Here is a 23,851-nt window from a genome sequence, read left to right on the forward strand (position 1 = left end):
AATTTATGCAGGAACTTCCCAAAAGATTAGACCAAAAATTGCATGAAAGATCAACGAAAAAGGCTCTAAGAAATCTTAGACAAGAGCTGAATCTAATTGACTTTTCTTCTAACGATTATTTGGGTTATGCTAAATCAGTATCAATTTTTGAAAAAGTACATCAATATCTTTTAGAGAATAATATTAGAGAAAACGGCTCAACTGGTTCACGATTACTTTCAGGAAATCATTCTTTGTACAATAAACTTGAAAGAATACTTTGCGATTTTCATAAGAGTGAAGCCGCTTTGGTCTTTAATTCAGGTTATGATGCCAATATTGGTTTTTTTTCATCGGTGCCACAGCGTGGTGACATTATTTTATATGATGAGTTGATCCATGCGTCCATACGAGATGGAATTATAATGAGTCATGCAAAATCATATAAATTCAAGCATAATAATATAGAAGACTTAAAAAAGAAATGTCTGGTTGAGCGCAGTCGAAACCTTAATGACACCGAAATTTATGTAATAACAGAATCTGTTTTTTCAATGGATGGAGATTCCCCTAACTTAGCCAAAATGGTATCTATTTGTAAGGAATATGAGACGCGTCTTATTGTAGACGAAGCACATGCAGCGGGCGTTTTAGGTAAGGGAGGTGTTGGATTAATTCAAAAATTAGGTTTAGAAAAAGAAATCTTTGCAAGATTGATAACATTTGGAAAAGCCCTAGGGTGTCATGGTGCAGCCGTCTTAGGGAGCCAAAACTTGAAACAATATTTAGTCAATTTTGCTAGAAGTTTTATTTATACCACTGCGTTGCCACCCCATTCACTAGCTACTATCATAATTACTTATGAGCATCTTGTCAACTTAAGTACAGTCGAAAGATCTTCATTAAGCGAGTTAATAGCGAACATCCAACACTTTAAATCGGAAATAAGAAGATTACACTTAAACTTCATTGAAAGTAATTCAGCTATTCATTGTTGCGTCATTTCAGGTAATGAACGAATTAAGCGGGTAGCTTCAGAGGTTCAAGAAAATGGATTTAATGTAAAACCTATTCTCTCTCCAACAGTACCGGCAGGTAAAGAACGTTTGCGTTTTTGTTTGCACGCATATAATTCTACCAAAGAAATCACAAATGTTTTAGAGCTTCTTAATAGGTATATTCACTAGTTTTGTCATTCCTGCAAAAGCAGGAATCCATAATAAATAAAAAAATGGATCCTGAATCAAGTTCAGGATGACAATTAATATGCAAAAAAAATACTTTGTCACAGGAATTGGAACTGATGTTGGAAAAACTATTGCAGCAGCTATTCTTACTAAAGCTTTAGAAGCAGATTATTGGAAACCAGTACAAGCAGGAGATCTTGATAATTGCGATACAAAAAAAGTTGAACGATTGGTTTCAAATACGAACTCAAAATTCTTTACGAATAGCTATGCATTGAATACACCCATGAGTCCGCATGCTGCTGCTGAAATCGACAATATAAAAATAGACCTGAAAAAAATAAAAGAACCTAGCACAAAGAATCATTTAGTAATTGAAGGCGCAGGAGGTTTACTTGTTCCATTAAATGATAAACATACTATATTAGATATTATAAAACCTGATTATAAAGTAATTGTGGTATCACGTCATTATTTGGGAAGCATCAACCATACCCTGTTGACAATAAGCCTTCTCAAAGAAAGAGGATTTGATATATCTATCATATTTTCTGGAAATAAACATTCTACCACAGAATCTATCATACAAAAAATGACAAAAGTTCCTGTTATTGGCCGCATAGAAGAAGAACCGTATTTTGATCAAAATGTAGTGAGAGCCTATGCTGATTTGCTTAAGATTAAGTTAGAAAGTTTGTAGCTGTCATTCCGTCCCGAGTACTCGGGAATGCGGAATCCAGTTAAAGTTTTAATTAAAAGTAGATCCTGAATCGAGTTCAGGATGACAAAATAATAAAATGACCTTACAAGAGCGAGATAAAAAATACATTTGGCACCCATTAAAGCAACATCAAACACACCCCGAAAGTTTAGGCATCGTAAAAGCAAAAGGTTGTATTTTAACTGATGAGAATGGTAGAGAATATATAGATGCTATTGCATCATGGTATACATGTATGTTTGGGCATTGCAATGAGTATATTACTAGTCGAGTTTATAAGCAAATGCAGCAACTGGATCAAATTATGTTTAGTGATTTTACCCATGAACCTGCCGTAAAGCTCTCTGAAGAGCTCATCAAAATACTGCCTGTTGGGCAAGAAAAAGTGTTTTTTAGTGACAATGGCTCAACAAGTATTGAGGTAGGTATTAAAATGACCTTGCAATATCATTTTAATAAAGGTGAAAAGCGTAATGTATTAATTGCTTTTGAAAACGGGTTTCACGGTGATACGTTCGGAGCAATGTCTGTTTCAGGTCTGTCAGTTTATAATGGCCCATTTGAGGATTTTTTAATTGAGGTACAACGTATTCCTGTTCCAACGGGAGATAATAATGATGAAGTTCTAGAGCAATTAAGAAAGATTGCATCAAAAGGTAATGTAGCCGGATTTATCTATGAACCATTAATTCAAGGAGCGGCCGGAATGAAGATGTATGATCAAGATGGGCTCAATAATATTTTACTGTTATGTAAATCAAATAACATTTTAACCATTGCAGATGAGGTAATGACAGGTTTTGGTAAAACTGGTAAAAATTTTGCCTCTGATCATATCAAAACTAAACCAGATATTATTTGTTTAAGTAAAGCTCTGACTGGGGGCTTGATGCCTATGGCTATTACAACCTGTACCCAAAATATTTATGAGGCTTTTTTGAGTAATGATATAGCTAAAGGTTTATTTCATTGTCATACCTATTCGGCCAATCCATTGGCTTGTACTGCGGCATTAACTAGTATCGAATTATTACAGACAAATGAAATTCAAAATAGTATTCAAAGAGTTTTTAGTAGTCACAAGAGTTTTGAAGAGCGGCTTAAAAAAAATCCAAAAGTTAAATCAGCCAGAAGTATAGGTGTCATTTTAGCATTGGACTTGAATACCAAAATGGAACGCTATGGAACCTTGCGTGATCAATTGTTAAAATTCTTTATGGATAAGGGTGTGTTTCTACGCCCACTTGGCAATACTATTTATATACAACCTCCGTATGTCATTAACAAAAACCAACTAGAAAAAGTCTACAAAACTATTGAAGAGGCTCTTGAAATAGTGTAGTTTTGTGACCTTCTATTTTAAAAGGATATGAAGCAACCAATATCTATAACTTCAATTGCATCTATTTCTCCCTTAGGAATTTCTTTACACGAAACCTGGGAAAAATACTTGCAACCTGATCATTCCATACAAGTGAAAGAAATAGGAGATCAGAGTGTATTGATAGCTTCTTTAACTGAAGTAGCAAAAGAGAAGGTTGAAATACTTAGAAAATCAGATGACAAGTATACAGACTTGGATGATTCTGTACTCTTTGCAATAGCTGCTTCTAGACAAGCTGTGAAGCAAGCACAGTGGGATTCATCATCTAATTTTGGTATCAATATTGGTTCTTCTCGCGGAGCTACAGGACTTTTTGAAAAGTACCATCAAGAGTATTTAGAAAAGAAAAAATCATCTACTTTAAGTTCACCTACAACTACCTTAGGAAACATTTCCTCATGGGTAGCACATGACTTGCAAACCAAGGGGCCAGATATTTCACATTCAATTACTTGCTCAACAGCATTACATGCCTTATTGAATGGCGTTGCCTGGTTAAATTCAGGTATGACCGATAAGTTTTTAGTTGGAGGAAGTGAAGCACCATTAACTCCATTTACGGTTGCTCAAATGAAAGCCCTAAAAATATACGCTAAAACATCAGCTAAATTGATCCCAGTTGAAAGGTCTCAATACCCTTGCCAAGCACTTGACCTAAAGAAAACAAAGAATACTATGGTATTAGGAGAGGGTGCGTCTGTGGCTTGTTTAGAAGTAGGTAAAAAAGAAAATGCATTAGCATTTATTGAAGGTATAGGTTATGCAACCGAGCTATTGGAGCACAACGCATCTTTATCAGCTGAAGCAATTTGTTTTCAAGATTCCATGAAAATGGCTTTAGCAAATTCACGATTAGAAGAAGTTGACGTAATTGTTACGCATACCCCAGGAACCATAAAGGGCGATTTGGCAGAATTCAATGCTATTGAAAAGGTGTTTGGTAATTCTACACCACTATTGACTACAAATAAATGGAAATTAGGGCATACTTTTGGAGCATCGGGTATGCTAAGTGTAGAGTTAGCAATTTTGATGCTACAACATCAGTACTTTATTAATATTCCATACTTAAATAATCGAAAAAAGCCAAATAAAATTAAAAAAGTATTAATCAATGCAGTGGGCTTTGGTGGTAATGCTGTGAGTGTTTTGATTTCTAGGGACTAAGGTCTATCTTTAGAAAAATTAATTCCATGCGAGCCTTCTTCTTCACTCTTATTATCCTTTTTGCTAATTGCACAAAAGATGAAAATACAGATTCTCTGGAACAGGCATTAAATTCTGAGAACCCAAAAATCAAAGCTGTAATAGATAATCTTGGAGAGCGTGAAGTTCAAGCGTTGTTTACTGAAGTGATTCGTAACACCGGAGGTGATATTACCTTTAAAGATTATGATTTCCAAGTAAATGATAGTATCTATTTTTATCCAGCCAGTTCGGTAAAATTTCCAATTGCTGTCTTAGCATTAGAAAAGCTAAATGAACAAAAAGAGCTCACCAGAAACTCTAAATTTTATATTGAAGGAGATTCTGTAGAAACCACTTTTGCTGAGGAAATAAAAAAGATATTTGCAGTAAGCGATAATGATGCTTATAATAGATTGTTTGAATATTTAGGAAAGGATGATATTAATAAGCGTCTTAACGAAAAGGGAATTAAATCACGAATTTCACATCGTTTATCTACTGAGAATTCAGGAGCATTAACCACGAAACCATTGATCTTTTATCTAAACGATAGTACAAGCACTACAACTCAAGAGATAATCAATTCACCAATCAAAAGGTTGCAGCTTAGTAAAATTTCAAAAGGCATTGGGTATATGGAGGGAGATAGTTTGATAAAAGAACCTAAGGATTTTTCACAGAAAAACTATCTGCCACTTTCTTCACTTCACGGTTTAATGAAACGTGTTATTTTTCCTGAGAAATTCCTCAAAGAACAACAATTTAGCTTATCCGAAGCTGATAGAGAATTCTTGTTAGAGACGATGAAAATTCTACCAAGACAAGCGGGTTATGACTCTACTGAATATTACGATGGTTATGTAAAATTCTTATTATATGGTGATACAAAAGAAACTATTCCTAGCCATATTGAAGTCTATAATAAAGTTGGTTATGCTTATGGCTATCTGACTGATTGTGCTTATATAAAAAACACTAAAACAAATAAAGAGTATATCATTTCTGCTATCATTCATGTTAATGAAAATCAGATTTTTAATGATGACAATTACGAATACGATTCAATTGGCATTCCTTTTTTGGCTGAATTAGGTAGGCAGTTAGTGTTAAAATAAAAGCATAACATTTGCTTTGTAGCCATGTGCTTTTTACTATTTTTGATTTGTTAAATGACTTATTTTATGAGTGAGATCCGACATAACTGGACCAAAGAAGAAATTTTAGCAATTTATAATAAACCTTTTATGGAATTGTTATACGATGCTGCTACGATTCATAGAAAACATCATGACCCTAATACAGTTCAGGTATCTACATTACTTTCCATAAAAACTGGAGGTTGCCCTGAAGATTGTGGTTATTGCCCTCAGGCAGCCCGCTATCATACTGATATTGAAGGAAATGATTTGATGTCTGTCCCTCAAGTGAAAGCACAAGCATTGCGTGCTAAAGCTTCTGGAAGTTCTCGTGTTTGTATGGGAGCGGCGTGGCGTAATGTAAAGGATGGTCCTGAATTTGATCAAGTATTAGAAATGGTACGCACTATTAATAAGCTTGATATGGAAGTTTGCTGTACCCTAGGAATGGTTACTGAAAATCAAGCGAAACGTTTGGCAGAAGCAGGCTTGTATGCCTACAATCATAACTTAGATTCATCTGAAGAGTATTACAAAGAAGTAATTTCTACTCGTGGTTATCAAGATCGTTTAGATACTATTGATAATGTTCGAAAAACAAATGTAACTGTTTGTTCAGGTGGTATTATTGGAATGGGTGAAAAAGTAGAGGACAGAGCTGGTATGTTGGTGGCATTGTCAACATTGAATCCACAACCAGAATCAGTACCAATAAATGCGCTGGTGGCTGTTGATGGTACGCCATTAGAAGAACAAGAACCTGTGTCTATTTGGGAAATGATAAGAATGGTGGCTACAACGCGTATTGTGATGCCAGAAACGCAAGTGCGTTTAAGTGCAGGAAGAACAACCATGAGTAGAGAAGGACAAGCTATGTGTTTCTTTGCTGGGGCAAATTCTATTTTTGCAGGTGATAAGCTACTAACGACTCCAAATCCTGATGTAAATGAAGATATGGAGATGTTCAAGTTATTAGGCTTAAATCCTCAAAAACCTTTTATTAAAAAAATGCAACCTCAAACTGTGGAGGCCGAAGATTCACAATATCAAGACTTAGGTGAAAAACCAAAATGGACACGCCCTGAGCATAAGATAGATCGAAATGAGGAAGCAAAATTAAGAGCAAAAGAATTAACAAAATAAGTGCTATTCTGATTCCGAAAGCTTTATGGATGGTCTTGATGAAAAAATTACATTTTCTTCTTAGCTAGCTTCTCATGATATTTATTCACGAATCCCAGAGATGCAGAACCATACCAAGGATGCAATTCCATGACTAAGCTACCAGCTTTTATGGCTGGATCAGTTTCTGTCAAAGCTTTAGCTTCTTCAACAGACTCTACATTAAAAATATAGATACCTCTTAAATCGCCATTATCTAAAAACGGGCCTGCCAATGCTAGTTTACCTTCTTTGGCTAAACGACCTATGTTTTGCATATGTGCTGCCTGTAATTTTGCAGCTTCGTCTTTATCGGTAGGCCTATTAGGTCCTTTCTTTAAGAATGCCATTACATATTTACGCATGCCAAAATCATCTGCTTGCATTTCTTTAGCCAAAGCTTCATCATAATTTGCTTCTTTTACTTCTTGAGATAGTCCTATACATAAACATCCGAAAACAAGTGTTAAGCTTAAAATTTTTTTCATGATTTGTGAATTAGGTACACAAATATAAAATTTTATTAGTGTAAGTTTTTGTTAAACTTTCGACTACCTAGCCATATTAAATAAACTTAAAAATGAAAAAAAATATTTTATTATTCACACTTCTGCTTATATCTGTTTATGGAGTTTCACAAATTAATAATGAGCATTTAAAAGTTGGGGAAGAAGCTCCCTTGATTTTGGCAGTAGATCAGTTTGGAAAGAAAATCAATTCCGAAGAAATTTTAAAAACTCAAAAGATCGTTTTAATGTTTTATAGAGGAAATTGGTGTCCATATTGTAAAAAACATTTAAAGTCTTTACAGGAAAATCTAGAAGCGCTTACTGAAAAAGGATATACTGTTTTAGTAGTTTCTCCTGAGAAACCAGAAAAGACTAAAGAAACATCTGATAAGATAAAGGCTAATTTTTCTATCATTCATGATGCAGATAATGATATTATGAATGCTTATAAAGTGGCATTTGAAGTGAATGATAAATCAGTAACAAGCTATTTAAATTTCACACAAAATAAAATAGCAAAGTATAATCAAGAAGATAATAATGTATTACCGGTTCCAGCCACATATATTATTGATAAAAATGGTAAAATAACATTTGTACACTATGATCCTGATTACTCAAAGCGATTTAGTGTTGAAGATATTTTAGAACTATAGAGTTTTAATTTTTTGTTTTACAAAAGAGCTTTGATTTTATGAATCAAGGCTTTTTTTATACTTGAATGTTGCTTCTATAAATGCTACAAATAGCGGGTGTGGATTTAGGACGGTACTTTTATATTCAGGATGGTATTGTACGCCTACAAACCAAGGATGATCAGGCAACTCAATGATTTCTACCAAACCGGTTTTTGGGTTTACACCTGTTATTTTTATACCTGCTTTGGTGAGCTGTTCTAAATATTCATTATTGAATTCATAACGATGCCTATGACGCTCACTAATCATATCAGTTTTATAAGCATCATAAACTTTTGAGTTTTCATCTAATTTACATTCCCATGCACCTAAACGCATAGTACCGCCCATATTGGTGATACTTTTTTGTTCTTCCATAAGATTGATTACAGGATGAGATGTTTCCTCAACCATCTCTGTTGAGTTTGCATCTTGTAATCCTAAAACATTACGTGCAAACTCTATTACTGCCATTTGCATGCCTAAACAGATTCCTAAAAATGGAATATTATGTTCTCTTATGTATTGAATAGCATCAATTTTTCCCTCTATTCCTCGATTCCCAAATCCGGGTGCCACCAGAACACCATGTAAATCTTTTAGCTGGTCTGTTGTTAAATTTTCTGAGTGTATCCAATGAAGATTTACTTTTACCTCATTAGTAGCTCCTGCATGTATAAAGGCTTCAGAAATAGATTTGTAAGAATCGTGTAATTCAACATATTTACCAATAAGACCTATTTCAATAGTATCCTTTGGATTTTTATGACGCCTTAAAAAATCATTCCATTTATTTAAAACCGGCTTATCTTCTGATGAAAGCTTTAATTTTTTAAGCACAACCGTATCCAAACCTTCCTCATACATTAAATTTGGTACATCATAAATAGTTTCTGCGTCAAGCGACTGAATTACATCTTCTTTTTTTACATTACAGAAAAGTGCCAGTTTTCGTTTAATATCATCAGAAATATGATGCTCAGTTCTGCATACCAATATATCTGGGTTTACACCACTTTGCATTAACATTTTTACTGAATGCTGTGTAGGTTTGGTTTTTAATTCACCAGCTGCTGCTAAATATGGTACTAAGGTTAGGTGAACTACGATAGCGTTCTCTTCACCCATTTCCCACAGTAATTGACGTACAGATTCTACGTAAGGTAATGACTCAATGTCACCAACGGTACCGCCAATTTCGGTGATGACAATATCATATTCATTGGTGTTGCCAATAAGCTGAATGCGTCGTTTTATTTCATCTGTAATATGTGGAATAACTTGAACAGTCTTCCCTAAATAATCACCTCTTCTTTCTTTGTCAATAACAGTTTGATAAATTCTACCGGTGGTGACATTGTTGGCTTGAGAAGTGGGAATGTTTAAAAATCGCTCATAATGTCCAAGATCAAGATCGGTTTCGGCACCATCATCAGTAACATAACATTCGCCATGTTCATATGGGTTTAATGTACCAGGATCTATATTGATGTAAGGGTCTAGTTTTTGAATGGTGACCGAGTATCCTCTTTCTTGCAAAAGTTTAGCCAATGAAGCAGCTATAATGCCTTTTCCGAGTGATGAAGTTACGCCTCCGGTAACGAAAACATATTTCGTTTTTTTCATTCCTGTTGGTTTTGCCAAAAGTACAAACTCTAAAAGATTTGGCAAATGAAAAAATTAAAAACGTTATAGAGTGCTCGTTTTTAGAAACTTATTTAGTTTATGTGCCGTTTTAATACCAAAAAAAGCATAAAAGCACTTCTTCTGTATGCATTACCAACTCGCATTAAATAGGGGAACTCATGATCATTATCTATATTTCTATTTGTACCATGAGCACTTTTAATGAATAAATTAGAAAGCAGTTTTTCCGGATCACTTTGGTTATAGAAGTTTATGTCAAGTCTAATTTTGGCGGGTTCATCAAATACCCCAACATCATAACCTAAATACATTCACTTAGTATTAACTGACATTTTGTAATCTGCATTTGCCATGTTTAAAGTAAGCCTAGCTTTCTTCTTGGATTTTTCTAAATGCTTATTAAATTCGTTTACAAATTTTTCTTGCCACCATTTATTTTTCGCATTATAATATCCGTTTTTCACCCAATAATCTCCTTTACCTTCTTCATATTTATTCAATCTTATCTTTCTGTTTTCTAAATAAACTTTTTCCGATTTTTTGTCAGATTCAAAAGTCAAATCTGAAAAATCAAACGCAACAAAAATTACTTTTGCTGAGTCTAAAAATTTTAAGGTTTTCTTGTTGAATTTTACTGGTTGTGCGTAAGATATAGTCAACCCAGTAACTAAAAATAGAAATAGGGAATAGAACTTTTTCAAATTCTTTATTTTGTGAATGACATATTTACCTTAATGTCTAGTTCTATTGGAGTACCTTCAGGTAATAAAGAAATATTTAATCCTGCAGGAACTTGAACCTCTAAAATTAAGTCAAATTCTATTTTAAGCGATGATTCATTCAATTCAGTAATATTCAAGTCTAAGGTTTCTTCCCTATTTGTAAGCGTTATAACACCGTTATCAAGTGTCCATGAATTCTGACTTAAAACTTCATTTAAGACAAGAGGTAAATCAAAAGTAAAATTTTCTGTTGCTATTGATACGGTGGTCTCTGCCGTATATCCACCGCTGGCAGTTAGGTTATTTGGATTTTCTGAAAATGTAACCTGAGCGTTTATATTTTTACCAAAAGCATCAACATTACCAGTTACAGGAATGCTTTGAACTGTAGCTGTTGCTGTTCCATCATGAAGAACCTCAGTAAGATTCCAGTTGCCAATTAAGTCACTTTGCTGCGCACCAGTATCAATAGGTAAACTATCATCTTCACTACATGATATTAGCAATAATACAAAAGTGAAAATGGTTAAAATTTTTCTGATCTTCATTTTTTTTGATTTTTGGATTCTACTTAGTAACGAAAAAAAGAAAGTTTTATTTAGTCTTTTTTAGGGATATTTTTTAAGATTTCTAAGACATATTTCCAATATTTCTGTGAAGAGCTAATACTTGCACGCTCGTCAGGAGAATGTGCCCCTTTTATGGTAGGGCCAAATGAGATCATATCCATTTCAGGATAATTTGTGCCTAGAATACCGCATTCTAGACCAGCATGGCAAGCCATGACATTTGGTTCTTCGTCAAAAAGATCGATATATAGTTTCTTCATTACTTTTAAGATTCCTGAATTTGGGTTTGGTTTCCATCCTGGATAGGCTCCTGAAAGTTCAACGGTGAAACCGGCTAATTCAAAGCTAGAGGCAATAGCATTAGCCAAGTCTTCTTTACCACTTTCAACTGAACTTCTTGTAAGGCATAAAATTTTTATTTCACCATTTTTTACTAAAACACGGGCTACATTGTTTGATGTTTCTACCAAATCTGGGATATCAGGACTCATTCTATATACACCATTGTGAACAGCATAAATTACTTGCAGTAAAGATCTTTGAGTTTCTTTAGGTACTACAGTTTCGGGAGTAAAGCATTCCTCCAATAAAATTTCAATATCTCCTTCTATAGCGTCATATTCATTGATAATATCTTTAGCAATCTCATAGAATTTTTCTTCAAAAACCTCAGGATTCTCCGTAATTACTATAGCATTACTCTCTCTAGGAATTGCATTACGCAATCCACCACCATCAATTTCTGATATAGCAATAAGATTGTTAAGGTCAAATAAAATTCTGTTCATTAACTTATTGGCATTTCCAAAACCTTTATGGATATCCATCCCAGAATGACCTCCTTGTAATCCTTTAACTGTTATGCAATACGTTGAGGTATTTACAGGAGTTTTTTGAGGAGCATAAGACTTTGTAGCGGTTATATCAACACCACCTGCACAACCCACACCAATTTCATCATCATCTTCAGTATCTAAATTCAATAGTATTTCTCCTTCAAGCAAACCGCCTTCCAATCCCATGGCACCCGTCATGCCAGTTTCTTCATCAATGGTAAACAATGCTTCTATGGCTGGGTGAACTATGCTTTTTGATTCTAAAATGGCCATGATAGTGGCAACGCCTAAACCATTATCTGCACCCAGTGTGGTACCGTTAGCTTTCACCCAATCTCCATCCACAAGCATTTCAATACCTTGGGTGTCAAAATCAAAAATGGTATCATTATTCTTTTGATGTACCATATCTAAATGCGATTGCATCACGATAGTTTTACGATCTTCCATACCTATTGTAGCAGGTTTTTTTATGATAACATTCCCTACGGCATCTACTTGAGTATCTAGATTTAACTTTTTACCAAAATCAACCATGAATTGTATGATTCGCTCTTCTTTTTTGGAGGCGCGAGGTACAGCATTCAAGTCGGCAAAATGATTCCATAGACTAAATGGTTCTAAAGCTCTTACTTCTTGACTCATATCTTGATTATACTATTTTTATTATGGTTTCTTGAATTGGTTTTCTTACTTTTTTAAGGGTACTCATAAAATCATCTTCAGCTCTATACCCTACAGGAAGCAAAAGAACCGATTTTAAATTCTGCTCTCTAAGATTAAGAATACGGTCATATTGCTGTGCATTGAAACCTTCCATTGGGCAGGCATCAATTTTTTCGGTAGCGCAAACTGTCATTAAATTACCTAAAGCTATATAGGCCTGATTAATAGCTGATTTTTGCTTTTCATTAGTAGACTTATTGGCAAAAATACCTTTTAATTGTTCTCTGTAGGGTTTTAATATTTCTTCTGAAGTTCCTCGTATATCTTTTTCTCTATCAAAATAAGCATCAATATCATCTAAGGTAAAATAATCATGAATGCAAATTACAAGTAGGTGAGAAGCACTGTACACTTGTTTCTGATCGAATGAGTGCTGAACCAATTCTTTTTGAAGCTCTTTATTTTTTATTATCAACATTTTAATGGGTTGTAAACCAAAAGAAGTAGCTGTCAAATTAAAAGCTTCAGCTAATGTGGTTATTTTTTCATCGGAAACGATTTGTTGCTCATCAAATTTTTTACAAGCATAACGCCATTCGAGACTTTCTATAATATTCATAGATTTCTTTTTATGCAAGTGATTGCATTTCTACTAATTTTTTGTAAACACCGTTTTGACCAAGCAATTCTTTATGTTTACCTTGTTCCACTATATTGCCTTTTTGCATGACTACAATATTATCAGCATTTTGAATTGTGGATAATCGATGTGCAATAACAATGGAAGTTCTGTTTTGCATCATTTTTTCAAGAGCATCTTGTACTAACCGCTCTGATTCAGTATCTAGAGCAGAAGTGGCTTCGTCTAAGACCATAATAGGTGGGTTTTTAAGAACCGCCCTTGCTATACTTAGTCGCTGTTTTTGCCCGCCAGAGAGTTTATTGCCGCCGTCACCAATATTAGTGTCAATTCCATTAGGGAGGTCTTTTACAAATTCCCATGCATTTGCAATCTTTAGAGCTTCTATAACATCATCTTCGGTCCCACTTTCTACTCCTAATAATAAATTATTTTTAACAGTATCATTGAATAGGATGGCATCTTGAGTAACAATACCCAATTGCCTTCGTAAGGATTGTATTTTCAAATCTTTGATATCAACCCCGTCTATGGTAATCTTTCCTTCATTTACATCATAAAAGCGTGTAATAAGATTTGCTAAGGTTGATTTTCCACTACCAGATTGCCCAACAAGGGCTACAGTCTTTCCTTTAGGAATACTTAAAGAAAAGTTTTTTAAGACATCTTCTTCCTCATATCTAAAAGTGACATCTTCAAATTTTATTTCTGAGTCAAAATTTTCTTTATCTATCGCATTAGGTTTATCTTTTAAAGGATTCTCGGTTTCAATAATCTCCAATACTCGTTCAGCTGCCGCATTACCTCTTTTGACTCCATAAGATGCTTTTGAAATTGCTTTAGCTGGTGTCAAAATATTATAAGCCAAGCCCATATAAGCAATAAATGAACTACCATCTAATGTTTCTTCTACTAAAACCATTCTACCTCCGTACCATAGCAATATGGCAATTACTGTAATACCTAAAAACTCACTTGTAGGTGAAGCTAAATTTTGGCGATTCAATAATTTATTGGAGAACTTATAAAAACGCCCAGTAGACTCTTGAAACTTTCGATTGAATTTATTTTCAGCATTAAATCCTTTGATAATTCTTAACCCACCTAATGTCTCTTCTAATGTAGATAGAAATGTACCTTGTTCTTTCTGTACATGATCAGATTTTCTTTTCAAACTTTTACCAATTGCTGAAATAATAAATCCGGAAAGTGGAATAAAAATGAACACAAAGACGGTTAGCTTAACACTAATTATAAGCATCATAATGATTGTAAAAATAATCGTCAAAGGCTCTCTGACAATTAACTCAAGAATAGAAAGGAAAGAATGTTGAATTTCTAGCACATCCGTCCCTATTCGTGCCATAATATCTCCTTTCCGTTTCTCAGAGAAATAGGATAGAGGTAAATCAACTGTTTTTTTATACAATTCATTTCTTAAATCTTTTAATACACCATTACGCAAAAAAGTAATGAAATACATAGCCAAATAGTTAAAAATATTCTTTAGTAAGAATAAAATAATTACCAAGCCAATTACTAATAATAAGGCTTTAGATGCATCATCTTGAGCGTATTGATTTACTTGAAAGGCAAGATAATCCTTGAAATAATCTTTAAGGTTAGAAATACCAGAATAGACGGGTTCTACTGTAGGTTTAACTTTATCTTTCTCAAATAAAATGTCAAGCATTGGTATTAATGCTATAAAAGAAAGTGCACTGAAAAGTGCGTAAAAAACATTACAAATAATGTTTAAGATTCCGTATGCTTTGTAAGGCAAGGCAAAACGGATAATCTTTTTAAAATAATTCATGAATCTAACTTCAATTCTTTTATAATGCGTTCAATCTTCTGATCTAAAAGTCGTTCAGTTGGCATTATACTCTCTATATCATCTAGTTGGAGGTTCACACTAAAATAAAACTTTATTTTGGGTTCCGTTCCACTAGGTCTGGCGGCAACTTTAGTGCCATCCTGTGTTTGATAGATCAACACGTTGGATTTTGGCAGGTTTATGGCAGTTTTTTCGCCAGTGAGTAAATTTTGGCAGATAGATGCTTGATAATCATATAAAAATTCAACTTTCGAACCATCAATTTCTGTTATGGGGTGTGCACGCATTTCGGTCATTTTTTCTTGAATTTCTTTAGCGCCATCAGCTCCTTTTTTAACAAAAGAAATTAAATGTTCTTTATAAAAACCATGCTTTAAATAAATGTTAACTAGCTCTTTGTAAAATGAGGAATTATTGTTCTTTGCGTTTGCAGCAATTTCACATGCTAATAGGGTAGCAGTTACTGCATCTTTATCTCGAATAAAATCGCCTACCATATAGCCAAAACTTTCTTCACCACCGCCAATAAACTCCATATGGTCAAAATCACGAATCATTTTTGCAATCCATTTAAAACCAGTCAAACCAACTTTGGTTTCTACATTATAACTTTTGGCAATCTGTTTAACTAGATCAGTAGAAACTATAGTTGAACCAATAAATTGATTTCCATTAAGTCTGCCATCTTCATACCATTGTTTCAATAAGAAATCAGTCATGACACTCATAGTTTGGTTTCCATTTAAAAGTATCATATTACCATCTAAGTCTCGAACCGCAATACCTAATCTGTCAGAATCTGGATCTGTACCAATAACAATATCAGCATTGATTTTGTCTGCTAAATCCAATGCCATTTTTAAAGCTTCTGGCTCTTCAGGGTTTGGAGACTTTACAGTTGGAAAATCACCATTAGGCTTTTTTTGTTCTTTGACAATGGATACATCTGAAAACCCAGCCTTTTTTAAGGCTTGAGGTATTGACATTACTGAAGTACCATGTAAGGGGGTAAAAACAATATTTAGTTTACTTCTATTTTGAACATTAAAACTACCATTCTCAACAGAAGCTTTTATAAAAGCCTGATCTACTTTTTTACCAATCTTTTCAATTAACTTTTCATTGTTGTCAAAATTAATATCTGAAAAATTGAGTGAATTTACTTCTGCAATTATTTCACCATCCTGTGGTGGTACTATTTGTCCGCCATCATTCCAATACACTTTATAGCCATTATACTCAGGTGGGTTATGAGATGCTGTTAATACAATACCCACATCGCATCCTAAATGACGTACGGCAAAGGAAAGTTCTGGAGTAGGGCGCAAGTCTTCAAATAAAAATACCTTGATGCCGTTAGCCGAGAAAACGTCAGCTACCACTTTTGCAAATGTGTTACTATTATGACGACAATCATAAGCAATGACTGCCTTTAATTCTTTTTCAGGAAAACATTTACGCAGATAATTAGATAAGCCTTGTGTTGATTTACCCAGTGTATATTTGTTAATTCTATTAGTACCTGCACCCATAATACCACGCATGCCTCCGGTACCAAATTCAAGGTCTTTATAAAACCTATCAGATAAGTCACTCGTATTATTTGAAATTAAAGTTTGAATTTCTTGTTGGGTAGCAGCATCAAATGTATTGCTAAGCCACTGCTGAGCTTTCTCTAAGATTCGGTTATCGTCCATCAATTTCTAAAATAGAATTTTATACAAAGGTATTAATTTTGCCTTTGCTTTACGCTTTAAAAATTGAGTGTGTTGCTAATTTTATATCTGTCGTGATCTCTTCTACTGCGCAAGATCAATTCTCCTAGAAAACCAGCTAAAAATAGTTGGGTACCCAATAGCATCGCTACTAGTGAAATATAAAACTGAGGGCGTTGTGTAATAAGTCTTCCAGAAGGGTCTAAAAACAATTTGTCTATGCCTAAATATAAGGCGAATAAAAAGCCAATAATAAACATCAAACTGCCTAACAGACCAAATAGATGCATAGGCCTTTTTCCGAATCTTGATAAAAACCATATTGAAATAAGATCTAAAAAACCATTAATGAAGCGATCTATTCCAAATTTTGTAACGCCGTACTTTCTTGCTTGATGCTGTACTATTTTCTCATCTATCTTGTCAAATCCTTCATTCTTTGCTAAAACAGGAATATAACGGTGCATTTCACCATAAACGTCTATATTTTTTATGACTTCTTTTTTATAGGCTTTTAAACCACAATTGAAATCATGTAGATGTAAACCTGAAGTCTTTCTAGCGGCCGCGTTGAATAATTTTGATGGTAAGTTCTTTTTAATCTTTGAATCGTAGCGCTTTTTTTTCCAACCTGATATCAAGTCATAATTATCTTTTGCAATGAGCTCGTATAATTCAGGAATTTCATCAGGACTGTCTTGTAAGTCAGCATCCATAGTAATAACTACTTCGCCTTTCACTTTTTCAAACCCAGCATGCAATGCTTGAGATTTTCCATAGTTCTTTTGAAAACGAATCCCTTTTACACTCGTATTTATTTTTGAAAGCTGTTCTATAACACCCCATGAATTATCAGTACTGCCATCATCAATAAAAATAATTTCATATAAAAATTGATTGGACTGCATCACGCGTGCAATCCAATCGTGTAATTCTATTAAAGATTCCTCTTCGTTAAGTAGTGGAATAACTACTGATATGTTCATATTGTTTTAATCTATTAATATGGGTTTTCTTTTTTGCCAAATATAGCTCCACCTACAGCTGAAATTACAAAACCCAAAAATATAAAGTATACTAGGAATAAACCAAATGATGCAAAGTACTTAGGATTCTTTTTACCTTCTTCAATTTGCTCTAATGTTTCGTCAAGCTTTTCTGGTTGATATTGTTCAACCATTTCAATAGCTTTTCTACCTTGAAAATCAGGATCAATAAAAGCACTAGAAACAAAGAAAAAAATACCGGTTATGATCATCATAACAATACCTAACTTTATAGCTTCAGAAAATGACAATAATCCATTGTTGTATTTATCTCGAAACATTTTAATTGCATAGAAAACCAAAATTATCTCAAGAATAAAGCCTATTAAAAAACCTAGATAATAGGTCATTGCACTGACATCCATCATTTTTAAACCAAAATCTAATAAAACCCGCGAGACAGCTAGTATAAGACCGAATTGAAAAGCAACAGACAGTAAATTATTTTTTGAGTTTTCCATTGTTAGTTAGTTTGAGTGAAACAAATATAATTATTTAAGAATTAGCCCTTTATTTTTTACATATTTTTCAGTGTTTAAAAAAGTGCAAAAACCGTAGGAAAATTAGAAATAGGTTGTAACTTTGCAGCGGCAAGTCCTACACAACCAGCTCCCTTTGAATCCTCCAGGGCAGGAATGCAGCAAAGGTATTAGGTCGTAGCGGTGTGATGTAGGTCGCTTGCCATTTTTTGTGCACAAAATTTAGCACCCAATACTGCATATTCAATTTCCCATTTCATTAGTAGTACAAACATTCATTTTGTTACATTTGTGCCTATTGAAATCTATTGCATGTCTAAAGTTGTTTTAATTACAGGCGCCTCTTCAGGTATTGGTAAAAGTATTGCTGAGTTTCTTTCAGAAAAGGGAATGAAAGTGTATGGCACCAGTAGAAACCCAGACAAAGTAGAAAATAGTAAGTTTGAATTACTGTCTTTAGATGTAAATGATGTGAGTTCTATTCGAAAAGCTATTCAAACAATTATAGAAAAAGAAAACGGGTTAGATATACTTGTGAATAATGCAGGAATGGGTATTACAGGCCCTATTGAGGATACACCAACTGATGAGATGCGTAAAGTTTTCAACACTAATTTTTTTGGGGCTATTGATGTTATGAAAGCTGTGTTACCACAAATGCGTAAACAGCAATCAGGTTTGATTGTAAATGTTACTTCCATTGCTGGATATATGGGTTTACCTTTTAGAGGAATTTATTCGGCAACCAAAGGCGCTCTAGAAATAGCTACCGAGGCCATAAGAATGGAAACCAAGGAATTCGGTATTCATATTACTAATGTTGCACCTGGTGATTTTGCCACAAATATTGCTTCAGGAAGATATCATACTCCTGTTTATGAGCACTCAGCTTATAAAAAGAAATATTCAGAAAACTTAGCGTTGATGGATGACCATGTAGATTCTGGTATGCCACCAGAGGTGATGGCAAAAGCTATTTTTAAAATTATAAATACTAAAAAGCCTAAAGTACATTATAAGGTAGGAACATTTATGCAAAAGTTTTCTATTATACTCAAACGAATATTACCTGATACTCTTTACGAAAAGTTACTGATGAATCACTATAAATTGTAGCTTGATGCTTGATGAGGTTATTAATATTCTTACTGCTGACATCTTTCATCCAACATTGGTATAACATGTTAATAAGTTGTACGTTATGTATTTGTGTACTGCAATACCGTTAAAGTATATTTGCGAAACTTAAAATCAAAAAATGAAATTCTTTATAGATACAGCTAACCTAGACCAAATCAAAGAAGCTCAAGATATGGGTATTCTTGATGGAGTGACTACCAACCCTTCATTAATGGCAAAGGAAGGAATTACCGGGCATGAAAATATCATAAACCATTATAAAAATATTTGTGAAATAGTTGATGGAGATGTAAGTGCTGAAGTGATCTCTACAGATTTTGATGGTATTGTTAAAGAAGGAGAAGCATTAGCAGCTTTGCATTCTCAAATAGTGGTAAAGGTACCTATGATCAAAGAAGGAGTAAAGGCTATTAAGTATTTTTCTGACAAAGGAATTAAAACCAATTGTACGCTAGTATTTTCTGCAGGACAGGCCTTGTTGGCAGCTAAAGCTGGTGCCACTTATGTGTCACCTTTTATTGGACGCTTAGATGATGTTTCTACAGATGGACTTGGGTTGATTCAAGAAATTAGATTGATTTATGATAACTATGGATTTGACACACAAATATTAGCAGCTTCTATTCGCCATACCATGCATATCATGGATTGTGCTAAGATCGGTGCAGATGTAATGACAGGTCCATTAAAAGCTATAGATGGATTATTAAAACATCCTTTAACGGATATTGGTTTAGCCAAATTTTTAGCGGATTATAAAAAAGGAAATTAACCAACCTAATTAATAGAAAAAGGAAAAGTATTCAAAGATCCTGCTGATAAGGCAGGATCTTTTGTTTATATCCATCTCCTCACATCCTCTTTATACAATAAGTACAGCTTGCCAAAATCTCTTTTTAAACGTGGTTCTTCAATATATTTGATAAAGAGATGAAAAAGCACAAAAACTAATGTACTATAAAGTAAAAGTCGTTTTGACTGAAAATATATAGTTTCACTCAATAAAATAGCCATAATACCTACATACATTGGGTTTCTGGAATATTTGTAAAGCCCTTTAGTAACTAACTCCCTTGTTGGGTCGGCAGGAGAAATAGTGCCCTTACCTTCTTTTATAAATGCATAAACGCAAATACATAAAACAATAAAACCTATTGCAAACAATCCTAAGCCGATGAGGTGGTTAGATTCTTTTATTTGAAAAGTTACTTTTCGGTTTAAAAGTAGATAAGGTATTAACCCAGCTACGACTCCTGGTTGAAGAATGGTATAAAAAATATTCTTCAGAATAAGTTTCATTATTCTTATTTAGAATAGAATACAAACAGGAGTAGGAGCTTCTATTTCATCAACGAAAGTTAAAGTTCCTTTTTCATGACTTCTCATGAAGGATACAATATTATTAGTTTCCTGATTAGCAACTAATAAAAAATTCCCATCTGGACTCAATGCAAAATTTCTTGGTGTTTTTCCTTTGGTTGATGAATGACCAATAGGTATTAGGTTACCATTTTGTTCATTTACTTCAAACATAGCAATACTATTGTGACCTCTGTTAGATGTATAGAGAAATTTTCCATCAGAAGTTATATGGATATCGGCAGAGGTATTATATTCTTTAAAATCATTGGGTAAGGTAGGAGCTAAGGAAACAATTTCATAGTTTTCATTTTCATTTTTTTGTAGTTGCGAGATTGTATTATTAAGTTCATTTAAAACATAAATCCAATTACCGTTTACATGAAACGCCAAATGCCTTGGGCCGCTACCTTCAATCATTTTTATTTTTTGACTATCTAAGGGTTTTAACGATTGTGACGTGGCATCTAATTTAGAAATCCAGAGTTCGTTAGTACCTAGGTCAGCTGCTATTACAGTTTCAGTATCTGGTGAAAAATAAGAAGAGTGGGCATGAGGAGCATCTTGCCTGTCAGTGGTGCCTTTTCCCCAATGTTGCTGAACATCAAGTAGATCAGAAAGTTGTCCGTTCTCTTCTATTTTTAGTAAGCCAACATTTCCACCAGTATAATTTGCAGTTAATACATAACCTTGATCATTTATGCTTACAAAACAAGGATGTGCCCCACCTGAAGAACTCTTATTAATGAATTGTAAGGTGTCTTTCTTTATAAAAAAAGAACTTACTGTTCCAACAGTATCTTGATTGCTAATTTCGTTAACTGCAAGAAGGTATTTTCCATTTTTACTCTTTGTTAAATAAGAAGGATTTTCAGTTTTAGCTGCTAGTCCTAATGAGCTTAAAGAACCATCTTGATTTAATGTATACTTATAAATACCTTCACTATTATTTCCGGTATATGTACCTATATAAAAAACAAAACCTTTTTCATCTTTTTCTTTTTCAGGTTGTTGTTCTTTTTTGCAGGTTATTGTACAGAAGATCAAAAGAGTTAAAAGAGTTAATTGTTTCATAGAAATTAGTATATCCTACGAAGTTAAGGCTTTATGAATTAATGCATATTATGAAACAACTGAATTCGACTTGGCTCTGGTCAATAATTGTTGAATATTGTTGGCAATGGAAGTATCATCAAATAAAAATTCTCTAACTACGCGATTCTTTTTTTCTAAAATGATCTTATACTCTGAACCGGTATTCTCTTTTGGGTTTACACAAACCAATCTTTTTTGATGCAGCAATGCTTTTTGTAGTAAATGGTCTTGTTCAGTAAGCTCTCCTGAAAGCGTGGATGTAGTGTTAGATGCAGTTTCAGTAATAACAATAGTGTATTTCATTGAATATCATTTATAGATTAATAATTCATTTAACCAATTTGATTGGTTAGTTGAGCTGATATTCGGTTGGCAATACTTTACGCATATCCAAAATTGAATATATGCAAAAGGTAAGTGAAGTTTTTAGGGAGAAACTTTACTGATATAAAGAACGTAATTTTGATGTTATGTAGTATACTTTTCTTTAGAATTTAACAATAAATTATCATAGCGCAAAAGAAAACCCGGCTCGCAGCCGGGCTTATAAATTATACGAAACTTGATTTACTGTTGCTAGTTTTTAACCTCGGCTTTATCAACAACAATTCTGTTGTCTCTATTAGCCAGTTCCCAAGCAGTATAGAAAATTAAACGTGTTCTGTTTTCTAGAAGATCATATTCAATTTTATCAGGAGTATCGGTAGGTTTATGATAATCGGCATGTGTACCATTAAAATAAAAGATTACTGGAATGTTGTTCTTTGCAAAGTTGTAATGATCTGATCGGTAATAAAAACGATTAGGATCATTTTCATCATTAAACTTATAGTCTAACTCTACATTTGCATATTTTTTATTTACCTCCTCAGACAAGTTATGTAATTCAGTACTCAATTTATCACTACCTATTAAATAAATATAGTTTCTGTCACCTTCAGTACGCTTGGGGTCAGTACGCCCTATCATATCTATGTTCAAGTTTGCCACTGTATTCTCTAGAGGGAAAATGGGGTCTTGATCTGTATAATAACGAGATCCTAACAATCCTTTTTCTTCACCTGTAACATGCAAGAACAGAATAGAGCGCTTTGGTGTTTGTCCGTTGTTAGCTGCTTCCTTAAAAGCCTCGGCTATTTCAAGAATAGCAACGGTTCCTGAACCATCATCGTCTGCACCATTATATATGTCCTCACCTTTTACACCTTCATGATCTAAATGTGCAGAGATAACAATTATTTCATCCGGTTTTTCTGATCCTTTCAAGAATGCAGCCACATTTTCTGAATCTAATTCTTTTGTATTACTTTTAAATGTGAGCTTTACAGGAGTCTTTACTGTTTTAGGTATTGTATTCGTATCAATATCTTCAACCACCGCCTTTGCTAGATCAGCGTTTACAAATAAATAGTACATCTTCTCTTGAGGAGCATCTGTTTTCAATGCAATATTACCACCTCCAGAATCGTATTGTTGCGCTACAAAAGGATAGATTTGAGGAGCATAAAATAAAATACCTTTAGCGCCTTTAGCTTTTGCCAACTCGCGCTTAGCCCGAAACTGTTGATTTGTTCCCCATTTAGATGCATCTTTGGTTCCTGAAATTTTAAAAGTACCATCTTCATTTTGAGGCTCTCCAGCTTTAATCAATACAAACTTCCCAGAAATATCTGCATTATTATAATCATTGTAGTTTTCACTTTCAATTCCGTATCCAACATAAGCAATTTCTTCAGCAGATGCTGCTCCATCTTCACCATCAGTAACTGAAACAAAATTATCAACAGGTTTAAATTCTTTACCATTAATGCTCAGTGTTATTTCAGGTGCACCTTGCTTTATTAAAGGCACTTTTTGAAAATAATCACCATCAGACTTAGCGGCAGGAATTCCTAAGGATACATAATGATTCTTTAAATATTCAACAGCTTTCTTTTGTCCTAGCTCACCGGTTTCTCTCCCTTGAAAATCATCAGAAGCGTACGTGTACAATGCCCCTTTCAATTCATCAGAAGTAATAGTACCTGCAAAAGCAGTCACTTCTTTTTTAGGTTTTGGCTCAGGAGCCTTTGTGGTAGTAGTTGTAGCCGATTTGGTAGAGCTACATGCAGCAATCAACACTGAAGCTGCAAATACAAACACTATTCGTTTCATTTGT

24 protein-coding genes and 1 other RNA gene are annotated in these 23,851 nt (G+C 33.9%); 10 read left to right on the plus strand and 15 right to left on the minus strand.

What is annotated here, in order from left to right; genetic code table 11:
• Positions 1–5: 5 nt before the first annotated feature.
• The 6 genes from AC1EU5_RS08225 (at position 6) to bioB (ending at position 6,738) form a co-directional block, all read left to right on the plus strand.
• Entirely contained in the window at positions 6–1,166 is a 1,161-nt protein-coding gene (locus AC1EU5_RS08225; RefSeq protein ID WP_480191896.1) for an aminotransferase class I/II-fold pyridoxal phosphate-dependent enzyme, read from the plus strand.
• 79 nt (positions 1,167–1,245) lie between these two features.
• Complete coding sequence (gene bioD / locus AC1EU5_RS08230; RefSeq protein WP_480191897.1) at positions 1,246–1,866, plus strand: dethiobiotin synthase; 621 nt, start codon at positions 1,246–1,248, stop codon at positions 1,864–1,866.
• A gap of 97 nt (positions 1,867–1,963) precedes the next feature.
• Positions 1,964–3,229, plus strand: coding sequence for an adenosylmethionine--8-amino-7-oxononanoate transaminase (gene bioA, locus AC1EU5_RS08235; protein ID WP_480191898.1), 1,266 nt, complete (start codon positions 1,964–1,966; stop codon positions 3,227–3,229).
• A gap of 27 nt (positions 3,230–3,256) precedes the next feature.
• Positions 3,257–4,438 carry a beta-ketoacyl synthase N-terminal-like domain-containing protein gene (locus AC1EU5_RS08240; RefSeq protein WP_480191899.1) on the plus strand — a complete coding sequence of 394 codons (1,182 nt, stop codon included), beginning with the start codon at positions 3,257–3,259 and terminating at the stop codon, positions 4,436–4,438.
• Between the two features lie 26 nt (positions 4,439–4,464).
• Positions 4,465–5,574: a serine hydrolase gene (locus tag AC1EU5_RS08245; RefSeq protein WP_480191900.1), complete on the plus strand. Its 1,110-nt coding sequence runs from the start codon at positions 4,465–4,467 to the stop codon at positions 5,572–5,574.
• Positions 5,575–5,640: 66 nt separating this feature from the next.
• Entirely contained in the window at positions 5,641–6,738 is a 1,098-nt protein-coding gene (bioB, locus tag AC1EU5_RS08250; RefSeq protein WP_480191901.1) for a biotin synthase BioB, read from the plus strand.
• Positions 6,739–6,785: 47 nt separating this feature from the next.
• Here bioB and AC1EU5_RS08255 read toward each other — a convergent pair whose 3' ends face one another.
• The gene (locus AC1EU5_RS08255) at positions 6,786–7,244 is read right to left on the minus strand and encodes a YciI family protein (RefSeq protein ID WP_480191902.1); all 459 of its coding nucleotides are present in this window, start codon (positions 7,242–7,244) and stop codon (positions 6,786–6,788) included.
• A gap of 92 nt (positions 7,245–7,336) precedes the next feature.
• On the opposite strand from AC1EU5_RS08255, the gene AC1EU5_RS08260 reads away from it, so the two are divergent.
• The gene (locus AC1EU5_RS08260) at positions 7,337–7,921 is read left to right on the plus strand and encodes a peroxiredoxin family protein (protein ID WP_480191903.1); all 585 of its coding nucleotides are present in this window, start codon (positions 7,337–7,339) and stop codon (positions 7,919–7,921) included.
• 36 nt (positions 7,922–7,957) lie between these two features.
• On the opposite strand, the gene AC1EU5_RS08265 is transcribed toward AC1EU5_RS08260, so the two are convergent.
• The 10 genes from AC1EU5_RS08265 to AC1EU5_RS08310 form a co-directional block, all read right to left on the minus strand.
• Positions 7,958–9,568 (minus strand): CTP synthase, encoded by a 1,611-nt coding sequence (locus tag AC1EU5_RS08265; protein ID WP_480191904.1) that lies wholly within the window; start codon positions 9,566–9,568, stop codon positions 7,958–7,960.
• 92 nt (positions 9,569–9,660) lie between these two features.
• Positions 9,661–9,900 carry a hypothetical protein gene (locus AC1EU5_RS08270; RefSeq protein WP_480191905.1) on the minus strand — a complete coding sequence of 80 codons (240 nt, stop codon included), beginning with the start codon at positions 9,898–9,900 and terminating at the stop codon, positions 9,661–9,663.
• Positions 9,901–10,290 (minus strand): hypothetical protein, encoded by a 390-nt coding sequence (locus AC1EU5_RS08275; RefSeq protein WP_480191906.1) that lies wholly within the window; start codon positions 10,288–10,290, stop codon positions 9,901–9,903.
• 5 nt (positions 10,291–10,295) lie between these two features.
• Positions 10,296–10,859, minus strand: coding sequence for a hypothetical protein (locus AC1EU5_RS08280; RefSeq protein ID WP_480191907.1), 564 nt, complete (start codon positions 10,857–10,859; stop codon positions 10,296–10,298).
• A gap of 50 nt (positions 10,860–10,909) precedes the next feature.
• Positions 10,910–12,361 carry an aminoacyl-histidine dipeptidase gene (locus AC1EU5_RS08285; protein WP_480191908.1) on the minus strand — a complete coding sequence of 484 codons (1,452 nt, stop codon included), beginning with the start codon at positions 12,359–12,361 and terminating at the stop codon, positions 10,910–10,912.
• Positions 12,362–12,368: 7 nt separating this feature from the next.
• Positions 12,369–13,001 carry an NAD(P)H-dependent oxidoreductase gene (locus AC1EU5_RS08290; protein WP_480191909.1) on the minus strand — a complete coding sequence of 211 codons (633 nt, stop codon included), beginning with the start codon at positions 12,999–13,001 and terminating at the stop codon, positions 12,369–12,371.
• A gap of 10 nt (positions 13,002–13,011) precedes the next feature.
• Positions 13,012–14,838: an ABC transporter ATP-binding protein gene (locus AC1EU5_RS08295; RefSeq protein ID WP_480191910.1), complete on the minus strand. Its 1,827-nt coding sequence runs from the start codon at positions 14,836–14,838 to the stop codon at positions 13,012–13,014.
• The gene (locus tag AC1EU5_RS08300; protein ID WP_480191911.1) at positions 14,835–16,556 is read right to left on the minus strand and encodes a phospho-sugar mutase; all 1,722 of its coding nucleotides are present in this window, start codon (positions 16,554–16,556) and stop codon (positions 14,835–14,837) included. Before AC1EU5_RS08300 ends, AC1EU5_RS08295 begins: the two co-directional genes overlap by 4 nt.
• Positions 16,557–16,612: 56 nt before the next feature.
• Positions 16,613–17,560 (minus strand): glycosyltransferase family 2 protein, encoded by a 948-nt coding sequence (locus tag AC1EU5_RS08305; protein ID WP_480191912.1) that lies wholly within the window; start codon positions 17,558–17,560, stop codon positions 16,613–16,615.
• Positions 17,561–17,574: 14 nt separating this feature from the next.
• Complete coding sequence (locus AC1EU5_RS08310) at positions 17,575–18,081, minus strand: DUF4199 domain-containing protein (RefSeq protein WP_480191913.1); 507 nt, start codon at positions 18,079–18,081, stop codon at positions 17,575–17,577.
• Positions 18,082–18,208: 127 nt separating this feature from the next.
• Here AC1EU5_RS08310 and ffs point away from each other — a divergent pair.
• The 3 genes from ffs (at position 18,209) to fsa (ending at position 20,011) form a co-directional block, all read left to right on the plus strand.
• Positions 18,209–18,307: signal recognition particle sRNA small type (gene ffs, locus AC1EU5_RS08315), an RNA gene on the plus strand.
• A gap of 104 nt (positions 18,308–18,411) precedes the next feature.
• Positions 18,412–19,215: an SDR family oxidoreductase gene (locus AC1EU5_RS08320; RefSeq protein WP_480191914.1), complete on the plus strand. Its 804-nt coding sequence runs from the start codon at positions 18,412–18,414 to the stop codon at positions 19,213–19,215.
• 142 nt (positions 19,216–19,357) lie between these two features.
• Positions 19,358–20,011: a fructose-6-phosphate aldolase gene (fsa, locus tag AC1EU5_RS08325; protein ID WP_480191915.1), complete on the plus strand. Its 654-nt coding sequence runs from the start codon at positions 19,358–19,360 to the stop codon at positions 20,009–20,011.
• Positions 20,012–20,076: 65 nt separating this feature from the next.
• Here fsa and AC1EU5_RS08330 read toward each other — a convergent pair whose 3' ends face one another.
• From AC1EU5_RS08330 to AC1EU5_RS08345, 4 genes are all read right to left on the minus strand, one after another.
• A complete protein-coding gene (locus AC1EU5_RS08330; protein ID WP_480191916.1) occupies positions 20,077–20,538 on the minus strand; it encodes a methyltransferase family protein in 462 nt (153 codons plus the stop codon).
• A 9-nt stretch (positions 20,539–20,547) separates the two neighbouring features.
• Complete coding sequence (locus tag AC1EU5_RS08335; RefSeq protein ID WP_480191917.1) at positions 20,548–21,672, minus strand: lactonase family protein; 1,125 nt, start codon at positions 21,670–21,672, stop codon at positions 20,548–20,550.
• 48 nt (positions 21,673–21,720) lie between these two features.
• Positions 21,721–21,996 carry a hypothetical protein gene (locus tag AC1EU5_RS08340; protein ID WP_480191918.1) on the minus strand — a complete coding sequence of 92 codons (276 nt, stop codon included), beginning with the start codon at positions 21,994–21,996 and terminating at the stop codon, positions 21,721–21,723.
• Positions 21,997–22,269: 273 nt separating this feature from the next.
• Positions 22,270–23,847, minus strand: a complete 1,578-nt coding sequence (locus tag AC1EU5_RS08345) for a M28 family metallopeptidase (protein ID WP_480191919.1) — start codon at positions 23,845–23,847, stop codon at positions 22,270–22,272.
• Between the last annotated feature and the right edge of the window lie 4 nt (positions 23,848–23,851).

This window comes from Maritimimonas sp. 2405UD52-3 (assembly GCF_056591715.1).